We start from the raw sequence: 14,024 nt of genomic DNA, 5'->3' as shown, positions 1-14,024 counted from the left end.
CGGCTCCTCCCCCCCGAGTCGGGCTGTGGATAGACGACCCCCGCTCTCCCCCCCGGCGGGGGTCGTCGCACGTCCGGGGCCATTTTCAGGGCCTGAAGGCCCTTCGCGGCGAGCGCCGCGGCCGCCCCGCCGACGGTGTACAGGGGGTGTCGACACCCTGGTCCACTGACCACCTTTCGTCACTCTGCGTCGCCGTTTGCTCATGGCTGCCCATGGCTCTTCGGCTGGTTCCGATCGGTGGGCCGGGCTGCTGCGGCGGGGTGTCCGGGCGGCCTCCGGGAGGGTCCGCCGGGTGGCCGGCGGGGGGCGCGACGGGCTTCCGGTTCGTCTCCGTGATCCCCGATCGTCAATTCTTTGACGATTAATCCCCCGCCCGGGTGAACGTTTTCCTCCACAGCCCACGAGTTATCCACAGGGATTCGCATCGTGGATGACGGAATCCCGATCTCCCCCCACCGTGATGGTCGGCGGCGGTCGCCGGGCGGATCTCACCTCCCTCTCTCCCACGAGGTCTGCCGGGCGGCCGTTCGCCGGAACCGTCCGACGTGCGCCCCGGACCGCCCCTGGCGGCCGTCGGCGCAGAGGGGAGCCCGCCATGTCGACGCCGATCGCCGACCACGCCACCACCGAAGGGCCCGGGGCCACCGGTCCGCTCGTCGTCACCGAGGACGAGGGCCTGGCCGAGCACCTGCTGCGGCTCTGCGCGGCCGTCGGCACCGAACCGAGGCTGATCCGGGGCGCACCACCGCCGCGCGAGCTCTGGGAGGGCGCCTCACTGGTGCTCATCGGGGACGACCAGGCCGCCCGGTGCGCCGGGCTCGGCCGACGCGGCGGGGTGCTGCTGCTCGGGCTGGACCTCGACGACGCCGGGGTGTGGGTCAGAGCCGTCCAACTCGGCGCCGAGCACGTGCTGTTCCTCCCCGACGCCGAAGCCTGGCTGCTCGACCGGATCGCCGACGCGGCCGAGGGCGCCGGCTCCCCGGCGCTCACCGTCGCCGTGCTCGGCGGCCGGGGTGGGGCCGGGGCCTCGACCCTGGCCTGCGCCCTCGCGGTCACGGCCGCGCGGGCGGGGCGGCGGACGATGCTCATCGACGGAGATCCGCTGGGCGGCGGCCTCGACATCCTGCTCGGCGGTGAGGCGGCCCGCGGGCTGCGCTGGCCCGATCTGGCCGGTTCGCGCGGGCGGGTCAGCGGGGTCGAACTGGCCAGGGCGCTACCGGTGCTCAAACGGATCTCCGCGCTCTCCTGCCTGTCCTGGGACCGCGGCGACACCCTGACCGTGCCGCCGGAGGCCATGCGCAGCGTGCTGGCCGCCTCCCGACGGCGCGGCGGGCTGGTCGTCGTCGACGTGCCGCGCCATCTCGACGCGGCCGCCGGGCAGGCGCTGGAGCAGTCCGACCTGGCGCTGCTGGTGGTGCCGGCCGAACTGCGCGCGGTGGCCGCCGCCGACCGGGTCGCGGCGGCCGCCCGGATGCGGCTCGGGGACGTCCGGGCGGTGGTGCGGTCACCGCGCACCTTCGGACTCCCGGCCCACCGGATCGCCCGCGGGCTGCGGCTGGAGCTCGCGGGGGAGTTGGAGCCGGAGCCCGGCCTGGCGGAGGACGTCGAGAAGGGCGTCCCGCCCGGCATCCGGGACGGCGGCCCGCTCGCGCGCTTCTGCGAGACCTTCCTGGACGAGGTGTTGCCGCCGGTGCCGGCGGTCGGAGGAGGTGTGTACTGATGGTCCGTCTGCGCAGAACAGGCCCCACCGTGCGGGCGGGGGGCGGTCCGAAGAGCCGGGGCGACGGTGCGCGGGAGCACCGGCCGCTCAGGAGTGTGCCGCCGCCCGGCGGGCCACCCGAAGCGCCGCGCCACCCCTGCCCGTACGGGCGCACCGCCCGGGAGGAGCGGACGGCGGAGCTGGTGGACGCGGTCCGGTTGCGGCTGGCCGAGTCGGGTGCCGCCCCGACGGCGGGGTCGGTCGCGGCCGTGCTGCGGGCCACCCGGCCGCCGCTCGGCGGGGACGAAGTCCTGGACACCGTGCGCTCGCTGCGCGCCGAACTGGTGGGTGCGGGCCCGCTGGAGCGGCTGTTGGCGGCGCCCGACGTCACGGACGTCCTGGTGAACGGTCCGGACGAGGTGTGGGTCGACCGTGGCGGCGGCCTGCACCGGGCCACCGGAATCCGGTTCGCCGACGCCGAGGCGGTACGGCGGCTGGCCCACCGGCTGGCCACCGCGGCCGGGCGGCGGCTGGACGACGCGCGGCCCTGGGTGGACGCCCGGCTGCCGGACGGCACCCGCCTGCACGCCGTGCTGCCGCCGATCGCGGCCGGCTGCACGCACATCTCGCTGCGGGTCTGCCGGCCCCAGCCGTTCACGCTCGACGAACTGGTGGCGGGCGGGGCGCTGCCGCCGGAGGGCGCCGGCCTGCTGGCCGGCATCCTGCGGGCCAGGCTGTCGCTACTGGTGTCCGGCGGGACGGGCACGGGCAAGACCACGCTGCTCGCGGCCTTGCTCGGCCTGGTCGGTCCGGAGGAGCGGATCGTCATCGCGGAGGACTCCGCCGAACTGCGGCCGGCCCATCCGCACGTCGTCCGGTTGCAGAGCAGACCGCCCAACCAGGAGGGGCTGGGTGAGCTCACGCTGCGGGACCTCGTCCGGCAGGCACTGCGGATGCGTCCGGACCGGCTGGTGATCGGAGAGGTCCGCGGGGCCGAGGTGTCGGATCTGCTGGCCGCGCTGAACACCGGGCACGAAGGCGGCTGCGGCACGGTGCACGCCAACACGGCGGCGGACGTGCCGGTCCGACTGGAGGCGCTGGGCTCGCTCGCCGGGCTCGACCGGCCCGCGCTGCACAGCCAACTCCGGGCCGCGCTCGACCTGGTGGTGCACCTGGTCAGGGAGCCGGGCTCGGGGCGCCGCCGGGTGGCGGAGATCCACACGTTGGCGGCCGGCCGTGACGGCCTGGCCGTCACCACCCCGGCGGTGGAGTTCCCGGTGGCGGGCGGTCTGGTCCCCGGGGCGGGTTGGGAGCGATTGGTCGGGCTGCTGGCGGTGCGCGGGGTGTCGCTCGCTGCGGGGCCGACGTGACGGGGGCGGTGGCCGGGTCGGCAGGTGCGGCCGGGCTGGCGGGTGCGGCCGGGTTGGCGAGTGTGGCCGTGCGGGCGGCGGAACTCGCGTTCGTCCTGCTGCTGGGCGGGTGCGCGGCGGGCGCCCTGACACTGCTCGGGGCGTGGAACAGGAAAGACCGACGACCGGGAGGGTCCTGGCGTGATGAGTGATCAGAGTTCTTTCTGCTGGGCATTGGTGCTGTGCCTGCTGGCCGTCGCCGCATGGCGTGCGGTGCAGGAGCAGCTGCCGGGCGGGCGGCGGTACAGGCTGGTGCTGGCGGGCAGTGGGCCCCCGCCCGTTCCGGTGCCGGGCCCGCCGGCGGTGACTGCGGGGCGCGCACGGCCGCGACCGTCCGACTGGCTGGCGCCCGAACTGTTGTTCCTGCCGGTGGGGTTGGCGGCCGGGCAGGCGACCTCCTCGCCGCTGCCGGTGCTCGCCGCCGGGCTGGCCGTACTGCCGCTGCGGCGGTGGCGGCTGCGACGGCGCGTGACGGTGGAGGCCGGGCGGCGGGCGGCCGCCGTGGTGGAGCTCTGCGCAGGGCTGGCAGGGGAGTTGCGTGGCGGGGCGACGCCGGAGCAGGCGTTGCACCTGGTCACGGCCCGCCTCGCGGCCGACCCGGACGGGCTGCGCAGGCTCGGCGAGGAACCGGTGGCGCGGCTCGCGGCGGGCCGGTACGGCGGGGACGTGCCCGCCGCGCTGCACCTGCTCGCCGAACTGCCGGGCGGGAGCGGGGCGTCGGCGATCGCGGCCTGCTGGAGGGTCGCCTCCGACGGCGGGTCGGGGCTGGCCGTCGCGCTGGACCGGGTGGCGGAGGCGCTGCGCGGCGAGCGGGCGCTGGCGGAGGAGATCGCCGGGGAACTGGCGGGGCCGCGGACCACGATCGCCGTCCTGGCCGCTCTGCCGGCCGCCGGGCTGCTGCTGGGGGTGGCGCTCGGGGCCCGGCCGGTGGGCATCCTGCTGCACACGCCGGCCGGGCTGGGGTGCCTCGCGGCGGGGGCGGCACTGGAGGGCCTGGGCGTGCTCTGGACGGCGCGCATCGTCCGGGCGGCGGCTCAGGGCGCTCAGGGCGCCCTGAAAGCGCCCCGGCGGGCTGCCGGGGCGCGGGGCACTGGTGGCGGTGGGAGCTGCGGGCTCTCACGGGTACGGGCGCGGGTGCGGACGCGGGCGGAGGTGGTGTCGGGGTGATCCGGGGAGTCGGGTGGGTGATCGCCGGGGGGCCGGTGGTGGTGGCCGGTGTGGCGCTGGTGCGTGGGTGGGCGCGACAACGGCGGCTGTTCGGGCGGGTGTTGGTGCGGGTACCGCCGGCATCCGGTGGTGGCGGCGGTCGTGGTCGTGGTGGCGGGCGTTGGCGGCCCGTGGCCCTGGCCGTGGGCGCCGGGGCAGGCGCGACGGTGTTGCTCGGCGGCGCCGTCGGGGTGGTCGTCGGGGCGCTGCTGGCGGCGGGCGTGCACCGGTGGTCGGCCCGGGTGCGGTCGCCGACGGAGCGGCAGGCGGTCCTGGAGGAGGAGCTGCTGACCAGGCAACTCCCGCTGAGTGCTGAGCTGTTGGCGGCCTGCCTCGGCTCGGCGGCCTCACCCTCGGCAGCGGTGTCGGCGGTCGGCCGGAGCGTGGGGGCACCGATGGGGCCCCGGCTGGTCGCGATCGGTGCCGAACTGGCCCTGGGCGCACCGCCGGAACTGTGCTGGAGCCGTCTGGGCGAGCAGCACCCGTCGCTGGCCCCGCTGGCCCGCTGCCTGGTCCGGACGAGCCTCGGCGGGGCTCCGGCGGCCGGGCCCTTGATCGGGCTCGCGCAGGGGCGGCGGACGGCGGCAGCCCGGGCGGCCCAAGCCCGGGTTCGCCGGGCGGGGGTGCTCGCCACCGCTCCGCTCGGGCTCTGCTTCCTCCCGGCCTTCGTCCTGATCGGCGTGGTGCCGGTCGTCATCGGCCTCACCACCCGCTTCGCCCAGGGCGGGTGAACGCGGGGCCGCGCCAAGCGGATCGGCGGCGGAGCCGTGGGCAGCGGCGTCGGCGGCAGCCGCGTAGGCGGCATCGGGGACATCGGTATGGCGGGGCATCGGTATTTCGGAATTTCGGAGACAGGAGAGATTCATGACTGCAGTGATCGCAACGAGGCCCGGCAGCGGACGCGCGCTCCGTCAGGCGCCCGGAGGGTGGCGGCGCAGGAGCCGCTGGGTGGCCCGCCGGATGCGCGGGATGGCCCGGAGCCGGGGCCGGTCGGACGCCGGGATGACCACGGCGGAATACGCCGTCGGCACCTTGGCCGCGTGTGCCCTCGCGGCCGGGCTGTACAAGGTGGTGACCAGCGCGACCATCATGGGGGCGCTGACCGATTCACTGGAACGGGCGCTTCATGCGACCTAGCGGCCGTCCACGAACTCCCGCCTGCACGGCGGCGTTGGGGAGTGCTTCTCGTCGCGTTGCCGTCGGCCGGCAGGCGTCCCCCGGCCTTCAGCCGGGAGGTGCCCCCTCCGCGTCGGGCCCCTCCGCTGCCGTTCGGTGCGCGCACCCCGACGCCGCCGCGCACCGCCTCCGGGCGGATGGCGGGAGGCCGAAGGCTCGCCCTGGCCTGGCGGCGGCACGTGGTGGCGGGCGGGCGCGGTCGCTGCGGCCGGGCCGTCGCGGCGATGCGGGCTTCGTCACGGCGGAGACCGCGGTGGCCCTGCCGGCGCTCGTCCTGCTCGCGGCGATGCTGATCTGGGGCGTACTGGCGGCGGCCGCGCAGATCCGCTGTGTGGACGCGGCCCGGGTCGGGGCCAGGGCGGCTGCACGCGGGGAGACGGACGCCGCCGAACTCGCCCGCGCGGCCGCGCCGCCGGGAGCTCAGGTGCGGGTGGCGATGGCGGCGGAGGTGGTGCGGGTGGAGGTGGACGCGCGGTGCGGGGCGCCGGGCAGGCTCGGCGGGCTGCTCGCGGTACGGCTGGGCGCGACCGCGGTGGCGGCGCGGGAGGACACCCTCGTGGGGGTCACGGGAGGAGCGGGAATCGCGGGAGGTGGTGGTTCATGGCCGGCCTGACCGGGGTGCGGTCGGGGGTGCGGCGGTGGGCGAGGACTCGTACCGCCCGGGCGGCCGCCGTCGGCGGGCGCGGGCCGGACGCCGGTTCGGCGACGGTCTGGCTGCTCGCCCTGGCGATGCTCGGCACGGCGGTCTTCGCCGGGACGATCGCGGTCGGAGCGGTGGTCGCCGCGCGGCACCGGGCCGAGTCGGCCGCCGACCTGGCGGCCCTCGCGGCCGCGGACCGGCTGCTGCTGGACCCGGACGGCGGGTGCGGGCGGGCCGAGGGGATCGCCGCCGCGCAGGGCGCCGGCCTGGTGTCCTGCACGGTGGACCGGACGGGGGATGCCGTCGAGGTGGTGGCCGAGGTGACGGTCGGTGGGCTGCCGGCGCGTCTGCCGGTCGGCCCGGCGCGGGCGAGGGCGCGGGCCGGGCCGGTGCGGGCCGCAGTCACCGCCGCCGAGGACGGCCTCGGCGGGTCGACCAGCGGCTCGGCGGCGGGCTCATGAGCCGGTCGGCGGCCCACCGTCCGCGCTCGGCTCGGGCTTCGCCCCGGAGTCCTTCTCGTGGTCCGTCTCGTGGTCCGTTTCGGAGCTCGCTGAGGGGTCCGCTGAAGGGCCTGTTGAGGAGTCTGCTGAGGGAGCCGCCGCTCCAGGGTCCACTGAGGGGTCCGCCGTCCTGGAGCCTGCCGTCCTGGCGCCTGCCGCCCCGGAGCCTGCCGTCGTGGGGGCGCCGGCCAACAGGACGTCCAGCAGTTGGACGGCTGCGGCCTTGTCCAGCGGCTCGTTCCCGTTGCCGCACTTGGGTGACTGGACGCAGGACGGGCAGCCGCGCTCGCACTCGCAGGAGGCGATCGCCTCGCGCGTGGCCGTCAGCCACTCGACGGCCCGCTGGAAGCCGCGTTCGGCGAAGCCGGCCCCGCCCGGGTGGCCGTCGTAGACGAACACGGTGGGCAGTTCGGTGTCGGGGTGCAGCGGAACGGAGACGCCGCCGATGTCCCAGCGGTCGCAGGTGGCGAACAGCGGCAGCAGGCCGATCGAGGCGTGTTCGGCGGCGTGGGCGGCGCCGGGCAGCTGGTCGAGCGGAAGGTCCGCGTCCAGCAGCTGGTCCTCGGTGACGGACCACCAGACCGCGCGGGTGCGCAGCGTGCGGGGCGGCAGGTCGAGCTTGCTCTCGCCCATGATCTCCCCGGTGGAGATCCGCTTCCGGAGGTAGCCGACCACCTGATTGACCACCTCCACCGAACCGAAGCTGAGCCGGCCCTCGCCCCAGGGAACGGTGGTGTCGGTGTCGAGCACGGAGATGGAGGTGATGTCGCGGGCGGCCGTGGTGTACGGCGGGTCGGCCGGTTCGACCAGGGCGACCGAGTTCTCCAGGTCGAGTTCCCGGACCAGGAAGGTGCGGCCCTGGTGCAGGTGGACGGCCCCGGTGTGGACGGTGGTGTGGGCGGCCGCGGCGTCCACCGTGCCGAGCAGGCGACCGGTGTCGGCCTCGACGATCTGCACCGGGCTGCCGCCGCTGCCGCGCAGGTCGACGGCGTCGGCCGCGCGTTCGCGGCGGGTCCAGTACCAGGAGCCGTCGCTGCGCCGGCGCAGCAGGCCGCGCCGTTCCAGGACGGGCAGCAGCGGTGCGGTGGAGGGGCCGAACAGCTCCAGGTCGGCGTCGGTGAGCGGGAGTTCGGCGGCTGCCGCGCACAGGTGCGGCGCGAGCACGTGGGGGTTGTCCGGGTCGAGCACGGTGGCTTCGACGGGCGCCGCGAACAGCGCCTCCGGGTGGTGCACCAGGTAGGTGTCCAGCGGGTCGTCCCGGGCGATCAGGACGGCCAGCGCGCCCTGGGCCTCGCGGCCCGCCCGCCCGGCCTGCTGCCAGAGCGAGGCCCGGGTGCCGGGGTAGCCGGCCATCAGGACGGCGTCGAGGCCGGAGACGTCGACGCCGAGTTCGAGAGCGGAGGTGGAGGCGAGTCCGAGCAGCCGGCCGGTGTGCAGCGCGCGTTCCAGGGCCCGGCGTTCGTCGGCGAGGTAGCCGCCGCGGTAGGCGGCCACCCGGTCGGCGAGCGGTCGGCCGAGCTGGTCCTGGGTCTGGAGCGCGACGAGTTCGGCGGCCCGGCGGGAGCGGACGAAGACGACGGTGCGGGTCTGGCGCTCGACCAGGTCGGTCAGCAGGTGCGCGGCCTCGGCGGTGGCCGTGCGGCGGACGGGCGCGCCGTGTTCGCCGACGTTCTCGGTCAGCGGCGGCTCCCAGAGGCCGAAGACCATCGGTCCGCGCGGCGAGGCGTCCTCGGTGACCGCCCGGGCGGGCAGGCCGGTCAGGCGCTCGGCGGTGGCGGCCGGGTCGGCGGTGGTGGCGGAGGCGAGCAGGAAGGTGGGTGACGAGCCGTATCGGGCGCAGATGCGGCGCAGCCGCCGGAGCACCTGGGCGACGTGCGAGCCGAACACGCCCCGGTAGCTGTGGCACTCGTCGACGACCACGTAGCGCAGCACCTTGAGGAAGGAGGCCCAGCGGGCGTGGGCGGGCAGGATGCCGCGGTGCAGCATGTCCGGGTTGGTGAGCACGTACGAGGCGTACTGGCGGACCCACTCGCGTTCCTCGGGCGGGGTGTCGCCGTCGTAGAGGGCGGGTCGGACCCGGGGCGGGGCGAGTTCGGCGGCCCGGCGGCGCTGGTCGGCGGCGAGCGCCTTGGTCGGGGCGAGGTAGAGCGCGGTGGCGCCGCGGCCGTTGCGGGCCTCGGTGCCGTCCAGCAGGTCGCTGAGGACCGGGGCCAGGTAGCCGAGCGACTTGCCCGAGGCGGTGCCTGTGGCGATCACCACAGTCTGACCACTTTTGGCCAGTTTCATCGCTTCTGCCTGGTGCGCCCAGGGCTGCTCCACACCGACGGCGAGGGCGGCGGCCACGATCTCGGGCCGGATCGACTCGGGCCACGGCGCATAACGCGCAGGTCGGGCGGGAAGGTGCTCCGTATGGGTGAGCCGGTCGGACCGCCCCCGGCTGGTGGACAGGGTCGTGAGCAGTGCCTCGGGCAGGCTGTGTCGGGGCGGCATGAGGACCCAGTGTGTCACCGGCGTGACGGAGAATCGTCGTAAGCCATCGTGCGGGCATGGTCGCAGGTGGTTGAATGTGGCCGTGACGGCCGGATGGCCGTGGGTCGCAGCGCCGAGGCTTGCCACGTGTGGCTGGGCGCGCCCGGGCTCGCGACCATGCGGTGGCGGCCGGCCGGCCGAGGATCGCACATGACGTAGCAAGGCAAGGTGCTGGAGGTTCCGTGGACCTGTCCCTGTCGACCCGTTCAGTCGGCGATCGTACGGTCGTCGAGGTTGGCGGCGAGATCGATGTGTACACCGCCCCGAAGCTGCGGGAGCAGCTGGTCGAGCTCGTCAACGACGGCAAGTACCACCTCGTCGTCGACATGGAAGGCGTGGACTTCCTCGACTCGACCGGCCTCGGTGTGCTGGTGGGCGGTCTGAAGCGGGTGCGTGCCCACGAGGGCTCGCTGCGCCTGGTCTGCAACCAGGAGCGCATCCTGAAGATTTTCCGCATCACCGGCCTGACCAAGGTCTTCCCGATCCACACCTCGGTGGACGACGCGGTCAACGCGACCGACTGACGCGGCCGGGCCGGCCCGTGCCCGTGGAGGCCGGCCCGTTCGTCCCAAGCGTCCGGGGTGCCGGGGCCTGCGGGCCCCGGTGCTTCCCGGCCGCCCCGGGGCCGGTTCCGCCGGCCCGCAGGGGCCGCATCGTCGGCCCCGGTCGGAGCACCCCGAAGGGGAGAGATGGCAACCGTCGAACTTCGATTCAGTGCGCTTCCGGAGCACGTGCGAACGGCCCGGCTGGTCGCCGCGGCCGTCGCGAGACGGGCCGGGGTCGACGAGTCGGTGCTCGACGAGGTACGGCTCGCGGTCGGTGAGGCCTGCTCCCGTGCGGTCGGCCTGCACCAGCGCGGTGGCATCGGTGGCACAGTCCGGGTCGCGTTGACCGACCAGGAGAAGCGTTTCCTCATCGAGGTCGAGGACGAGGCCGGCCCCGCCGCCGTCCCGGCCCCCGGCGCCGCCGAGGAGGCGGACCCGGACGAGGACACCCTCGGCCTCGCCGTGATCACCGGCCTGGTCGAGGACCTTGAGGTCACCAATGGCACGGACGGCGGCCTGATCCGGATGAGCTGGCCGGTCTCGGTCGAGTCCGTGGTGGTCTGAGGGCCCGACCTTCGGCGTGCCTCGTGTGCCCGGGTGGTCCGGGCGTCGATCCGGTCCTCTGGGACGCGTTGAAACGTTGTTGAATCTGGCGGTTCGCTGCTTCCGGCATGACCGGGTCCGATCGGTGATCGGACCCGTCGCGAGAAGGAAGCCCCTGCGGATTCGCATTCTGTGGCTGGTCGCAGGCCGGACAGGCCGCCGCCACGCTGGAGGGCACACCCACCACCGAGGCGCTCCGGGTCGAGCTGCCGATCAGCTCCTCGGTGAGCACCTGGGGCGAAGAGGTCTACTTCGGTACGCCGGTCAGCGTGCCGCGCGCCGTCCGGCCCGGCGATCCGATCCGCCCGATCCGCGTCGAGCACGCCTGAGCGGGGCCGGGCACCCGGTGGGGGCAACCCGGGGCCCGGGAACCGGTCGGCAGGCGGCGGACATCGGCCGTGTAGGTTCGACGACCGAAGACGACCGAAACCGAAAGGCTCCTCCCGGTGAACAAGCGACTGCTGGCCGTACCCGTCCTCGGCGCGCTGCTCGCGTTCGGCGCCGTCGGCTGCGGCGGCGACGACAACGGCAAGCAGCTGGAGTCCTGGGCGTCGAACGTCTGCGGCTCGGCCAAGGACCCGATCGTCCAGGCGCAGGCCGCGCTCGCCGACACCGCCCAGGTGAAGACCGGCGAGACCCCGACCGAGCTGCAGAAGCGGCTCTCGACGGACATCGGGCGGCTGGCCAAGACCAACCAGGACATCGCGGCGGCCATCACCGCGGCCGGGGTGCCCAAGGTGAAGGACGGCGCGAACCTGCAGAAGGACGCCGTTGCCGAGTTGACCAAGGCGGCCGACGGCTATCAGGACATCCAGAAGAAGCTGGACGCCGTGACCAACACCGACCAGTCGAAGTTCGCGGACGGCCTGCGCAGCATCTCGGACCAGATCCAGCAGTTGGCCTCGCTGTCCACGCAGGCGCAGGGCAAGCTGCAGCGCGGCGACCTCGGCGCGGCCATGGCCAAGCAGGACGGCTGCAAGCCCGCTGCCGCGGCCCCGGGCGGCGTGTCCGCCACCCCGAGCGCCGGGGCGCCCGGCGGGACGCCCGCGCCCGGCGCGACGGACGGCGCGAGCCCGTCGACCACCCCCTCCGCGGGCACCGACACCACCCCGGCGAGCCCGCCCGCCGCCCCGCCGACCACCCCGACCACCCCCGTGCCCAGCGCGAGCTGAGCCCGGGGCCGTCGGGCCGGCCGCCCCGGCGCCGGTCCGGAGGGTGCCCGACCCTGCCCCCGACCCGCCCCCGAAGGCGGCCCCGAAGACGGCCCCCGACCCGCCCCGGACCCGGCGGCCGCCCGGTCCGGGGCGGGGGACAATGGCGGGGTGATCAGTAGCCCCGTTCTCGACCAGACCCGCCTCGCCAAGTTGCGTGAGGCGCTGCTCGCCGCCTCGTTCACCGCCGATGGCTGCCTCGACCTGCTCGGGCCCACCGGCTATGCGGCGTTGGCCCGTAGCGAGGCCGTGCCGGCGCTCCGGGCGACCAGGGGCGGCAGCCCGCTGGAGACGCTGGTCCGGCTGTTCCTGCTCCAGCAGCCGGTGCCGTACCGGGTGGCCGCGGCCGCGCTGCCGGTCGAGGACTGCCTGGCCGACGGCTGGCTGCGCTCCGACGGTGAACTGGTGCGGGCGACGGTGGACGTCCGGCCGTACGCCAACGAGGTGGCCGGGATGGACAGTTCGGACGCCTGGGTGGTGTCCGACCTGGGCTGCGCGGTGGGTGGCGCGGGCGGTATCGGATCCGGCGAGACCGCGCACGGGGTGGCCCGCAAGGACCTGGTGCTCGGGGTCGGCGGCGCGTCGACGACGCTGGCCAACATCACCGTGCGCCGTCCGGTCCGGTCTGCGCTGGACCTCGGTTCGGGTTCCGGCGTGCAGGCGCTGCACGCGGCCCGGCACGCCGGGCAGGTGACCGCCACCGACCTGAACCCGCGTGCGCTGCGCTTCTCCGAGCTGACCCTGGCGCTGTCCGGTTTCGAGCGGCGGGAGGCGCTCACCGGCAGCCTCTTCGAGCCGGTCGGGGAGCGCCGGTTCGACCTGATCGTCTCCAACCCGCCGTTCGTGATCTCGCCGACCGGCCGGTTCACCTACCGCGACGGCGGCATGGCCGGCGACGACCTGTGCCGCAGCCTGGTCCGCTCGGCCGCCGACCACCTGGAGCCGGGCGGCTACTGCCAGTTGCTCGCCAACTGGCAGCACGTCAAGGGCGAGGACTGGCACGAGCGGCTGGCCGGCTGGGTGGCGGGCACCGGACTTGACGCCTGGATCGTCCAGCGGGAGGTCCAGGACGTCGCCCAGTACGCCGAGTTGTGGCTGCGGGACGGCGGCGATCACCGCGGTCCGGGCGGCGACTACCAGGCCCGGTACGGCGAGTGGCTGGACGCCTTCGAGGCGGGCCGGGTCGAGGGCATCGGCATGGGCTGGATCACCCTGCGGGCGAGCGGCGCGGAGCGCCCGACCGTCCGGGTGGAGGAGTGGCCGCACCCGGTGGAGCAGCCGCTGGGCCCGCACATCGAGGAGTGGTTCGACCGGCAGGACTTCCTGCGTTCGCACGACGACGCGGGCCTGCTCGCGACCCGTTACGTGCTGGCCGACGAGGTGGTCCAGGAGCAGGTCGGCGAGCCGGGCGCGGAGGACCCGGAGCACGTGATCCTGCGTCACAACCGGGGCATGCGGCGGGCCACCAAGGTGGACACGGTGGGTGCCGGTTTCGTCGGGGTCTGTGACGGTTCGCTGTCGGCGGGCGAGATCGTGGACGCCATCGCGCAGTTGCTCGGCGAGGACCGGGTGGTCCTGCGGGACCGGGTGCCCGAGTCGCTGCGGCTGCTGACCGAGCAGGGGTTCATCCGCCCGGCGGGCTGACCCGGCGCACCTGACCCGGCGCCCTCGGGGTGGTGCCCCGGTGCGGTGCCCCTGGCGGGGGCGGTCGGTGCCGGTTCACCTTCCCGTACTCCCCGGTTCGTCCGGCGGTCTCCGGTCGGCCGCCGCGCGTTGGCCCCCTGCTGTGAGGCTCTGTCCACAGGCTGTGGACAGAGCTGGGGAGCCGGGGGCCAGGGGTGGACACGACGACGGCGACGGTGGGCGGGCTGGTGCTCGCCCTCTTCGGTGGCGTGCTGCTGCTCTGGTGCGCCGCCGAGGTGCGCCTGCGCCACCGGATGCGCCGCTCGGGGGCGTCGGCGGTGGCCACGGTCGTGGCCGAGGACGAGGCGCACGGTCAGCTCGACAGCGCCCCGCTGCTCTCCTTCTCCGTCCTGCCCCCGGCCGAAGGGGCCGGAGCGGGCCGGATCGCCGAGCTGGTGCTCACCCGTCCGCGCGGACACACCCCGCTGCGCCGTCCGGACCGCTTCACTCCGGGTGCCCCGGTGCGGATCTGCTACGACCCGCGCCGCCCGAGCCGGGTGGTGCTGGCGGCCGGGGAGGTCCGCCGGGCCGCCGTCGCCGACCTGCTGTGGAGCGTGCTCGGCATGGGTTGTCTGGCGGCGGGTGCCGGGCTGCTCGTGGCGGTCAACGGCTGAATCCGGGGCGGACGGCCGACCCCGGTCGGGCTCGCCGGGAACCGGTGGCCGGCGCCCTGCGGAGGCCTCGCTGCGGCCCTCCGTGGGGCCGGCGATATTCCGTTGACAGATTTTGAAATCCGTCATTCCATCCTCCGGAACCCGCCGAAGCCCCCCTCCACGGGGCGCGAACCTCCGTCATCGGGTTACCGTTCGAGTGGCGTCGGTGA

14 protein-coding genes are annotated in these 14,024 nt (G+C 75.4%); 13 read left to right on the top strand and 1 reads right to left on the bottom strand.

Annotated elements, in window-relative coordinates; translation table 11 throughout:
* Positions 1 to 595 precede the first annotated feature (595 nt).
* From ssd to AB0R04_RS12710, 7 genes are all read left to right on the top strand, one after another.
* Positions 596 to 1,720 (top strand): septum site-determining protein Ssd, encoded by a 1,125-nt coding sequence (gene ssd / locus AB0R04_RS12740; protein ID WP_363370480.1) that lies wholly within the window; start codon positions 596 to 598, stop codon positions 1,718 to 1,720.
* Positions 1,720 to 3,069 carry a TadA family conjugal transfer-associated ATPase gene (locus AB0R04_RS12735; RefSeq protein ID WP_363370478.1) on the top strand — a complete coding sequence of 450 codons (1,350 nt, stop codon included), beginning with the start codon at positions 1,720 to 1,722 and terminating at the stop codon, positions 3,067 to 3,069. The genes ssd and AB0R04_RS12735 overlap by 1 nt, the downstream gene beginning before the upstream one ends.
* Positions 3,070 to 3,252: 183 nt before the next feature.
* The gene (locus tag AB0R04_RS12730; RefSeq protein WP_363370476.1) at positions 3,253 to 4,275 is read left to right on the top strand and encodes a type II secretion system F family protein; all 1,023 of its coding nucleotides are present in this window, start codon (positions 3,253 to 3,255) and stop codon (positions 4,273 to 4,275) included.
* 170 nt (positions 4,276 to 4,445) lie between these two features.
* A complete protein-coding gene (locus tag AB0R04_RS12725) occupies positions 4,446 to 5,045 on the top strand; it encodes a type II secretion system F family protein (RefSeq protein WP_363370474.1) in 600 nt (199 codons plus the stop codon).
* Between the two features lie 229 nt (positions 5,046 to 5,274).
* Positions 5,275 to 5,451, top strand: coding sequence for a DUF4244 domain-containing protein (locus AB0R04_RS12720; RefSeq protein ID WP_107453058.1), 177 nt, complete (start codon positions 5,275 to 5,277; stop codon positions 5,449 to 5,451).
* A gap of 292 nt (positions 5,452 to 5,743) precedes the next feature.
* Positions 5,744 to 6,103 (top strand): TadE family type IV pilus minor pilin, encoded by a 360-nt coding sequence (locus AB0R04_RS12715; protein WP_363370472.1) that lies wholly within the window; start codon positions 5,744 to 5,746, stop codon positions 6,101 to 6,103.
* Positions 6,091 to 6,591 (top strand): Rv3654c family TadE-like protein, encoded by a 501-nt coding sequence (locus AB0R04_RS12710; protein ID WP_363370470.1) that lies wholly within the window; start codon positions 6,091 to 6,093, stop codon positions 6,589 to 6,591. Before AB0R04_RS12715 ends, AB0R04_RS12710 begins: the two co-directional genes overlap by 13 nt.
* On the opposite strand, the gene AB0R04_RS12705 is transcribed toward AB0R04_RS12710, so the two are convergent.
* Entirely contained in the window at positions 6,586 to 9,120 is a 2,535-nt protein-coding gene (locus AB0R04_RS12705; protein ID WP_363370468.1) for a DEAD/DEAH box helicase, read from the bottom strand. The two genes, AB0R04_RS12710 and AB0R04_RS12705, sit on opposite strands and share 6 nt — an antisense overlap.
* Before the next feature lie 221 nt (positions 9,121 to 9,341).
* On the opposite strand from AB0R04_RS12705, the gene bldG reads away from it, so the two are divergent.
* The 6 genes from bldG to AB0R04_RS12675 all read left to right on the top strand — a co-directional run bounded on the left by bldG (position 9,342) and on the right by AB0R04_RS12675 (position 13,815).
* Positions 9,342 to 9,683 carry an anti-sigma factor antagonist BldG gene (gene bldG, locus AB0R04_RS12700; protein ID WP_049659132.1) on the top strand — a complete coding sequence of 114 codons (342 nt, stop codon included), beginning with the start codon at positions 9,342 to 9,344 and terminating at the stop codon, positions 9,681 to 9,683.
* Between the two features lie 165 nt (positions 9,684 to 9,848).
* The gene (locus tag AB0R04_RS12695; protein ID WP_350882018.1) at positions 9,849 to 10,268 is read left to right on the top strand and encodes an ATP-binding protein; all 420 of its coding nucleotides are present in this window, start codon (positions 9,849 to 9,851) and stop codon (positions 10,266 to 10,268) included.
* Between the two features lie 206 nt (positions 10,269 to 10,474).
* The gene (locus AB0R04_RS12690) at positions 10,475 to 10,636 is read left to right on the top strand and encodes a cyclophilin-like family protein (RefSeq protein WP_363370695.1); all 162 of its coding nucleotides are present in this window, start codon (positions 10,475 to 10,477) and stop codon (positions 10,634 to 10,636) included.
* A gap of 117 nt (positions 10,637 to 10,753) precedes the next feature.
* Complete coding sequence (locus AB0R04_RS12685) at positions 10,754 to 11,479, top strand: hypothetical protein (RefSeq protein WP_363370465.1); 726 nt, start codon at positions 10,754 to 10,756, stop codon at positions 11,477 to 11,479.
* A 150-nt stretch (positions 11,480 to 11,629) separates the two neighbouring features.
* Positions 11,630 to 13,162, top strand: coding sequence for a methyltransferase (locus AB0R04_RS12680; RefSeq protein ID WP_363370463.1), 1,533 nt, complete (start codon positions 11,630 to 11,632; stop codon positions 13,160 to 13,162).
* 194 nt (positions 13,163 to 13,356) lie between these two features.
* Positions 13,357 to 13,815: a DUF3592 domain-containing protein gene (locus AB0R04_RS12675; RefSeq protein ID WP_063348697.1), complete on the top strand. Its 459-nt coding sequence runs from the start codon at positions 13,357 to 13,359 to the stop codon at positions 13,813 to 13,815.
* Positions 13,816 to 14,024 lie beyond the last annotated feature (209 nt).

It is taken from the genome of Kitasatospora sp. NPDC056731 (genome assembly GCF_040687675.1).
Classification (GTDB): Bacteria; Actinomycetota; Actinomycetes; order Streptomycetales; family Streptomycetaceae; genus Kitasatospora.
Note: the sequence above shows the minus strand (reverse complement) of the source record. Positions and strands in the feature narration are given on the sequence as shown.

Excerpts from the sequence above, each read along its gene's own strand:
- ssd (WP_363370480.1), top strand. The coding sequence starts at position 596 with ATGTCGACGCCGATCGCCGACCACGCCACCACCGAAGGGCCCGGGGCC.
- AB0R04_RS12735 (WP_363370478.1), top strand. The coding sequence starts at position 1,720 with ATGGTCCGTCTGCGCAGAACAGGCCCCACCGTGCGGGCGGGGGGCGGT.
- AB0R04_RS12730 (WP_363370476.1), top strand. The coding sequence starts at position 3,253 with ATGAGTGATCAGAGTTCTTTCTGCTGGGCATTGGTGCTGTGCCTGCTG.
- AB0R04_RS12720 (WP_107453058.1), top strand. The coding sequence starts at position 5,275 with ATGCGCGGGATGGCCCGGAGCCGGGGCCGGTCGGACGCCGGGATGACC.
- AB0R04_RS12710 (WP_363370470.1), top strand. The coding sequence starts at position 6,091 with ATGGCCGGCCTGACCGGGGTGCGGTCGGGGGTGCGGCGGTGGGCGAGG.
- AB0R04_RS12705 (WP_363370468.1), bottom strand. The coding sequence starts at position 9,120 with ATGCCGCCCCGACACAGCCTGCCCGAGGCACTGCTCACGACCCTGTCC.
- AB0R04_RS12695 (WP_350882018.1), top strand. The coding sequence starts at position 9,849 with ATGGCAACCGTCGAACTTCGATTCAGTGCGCTTCCGGAGCACGTGCGA.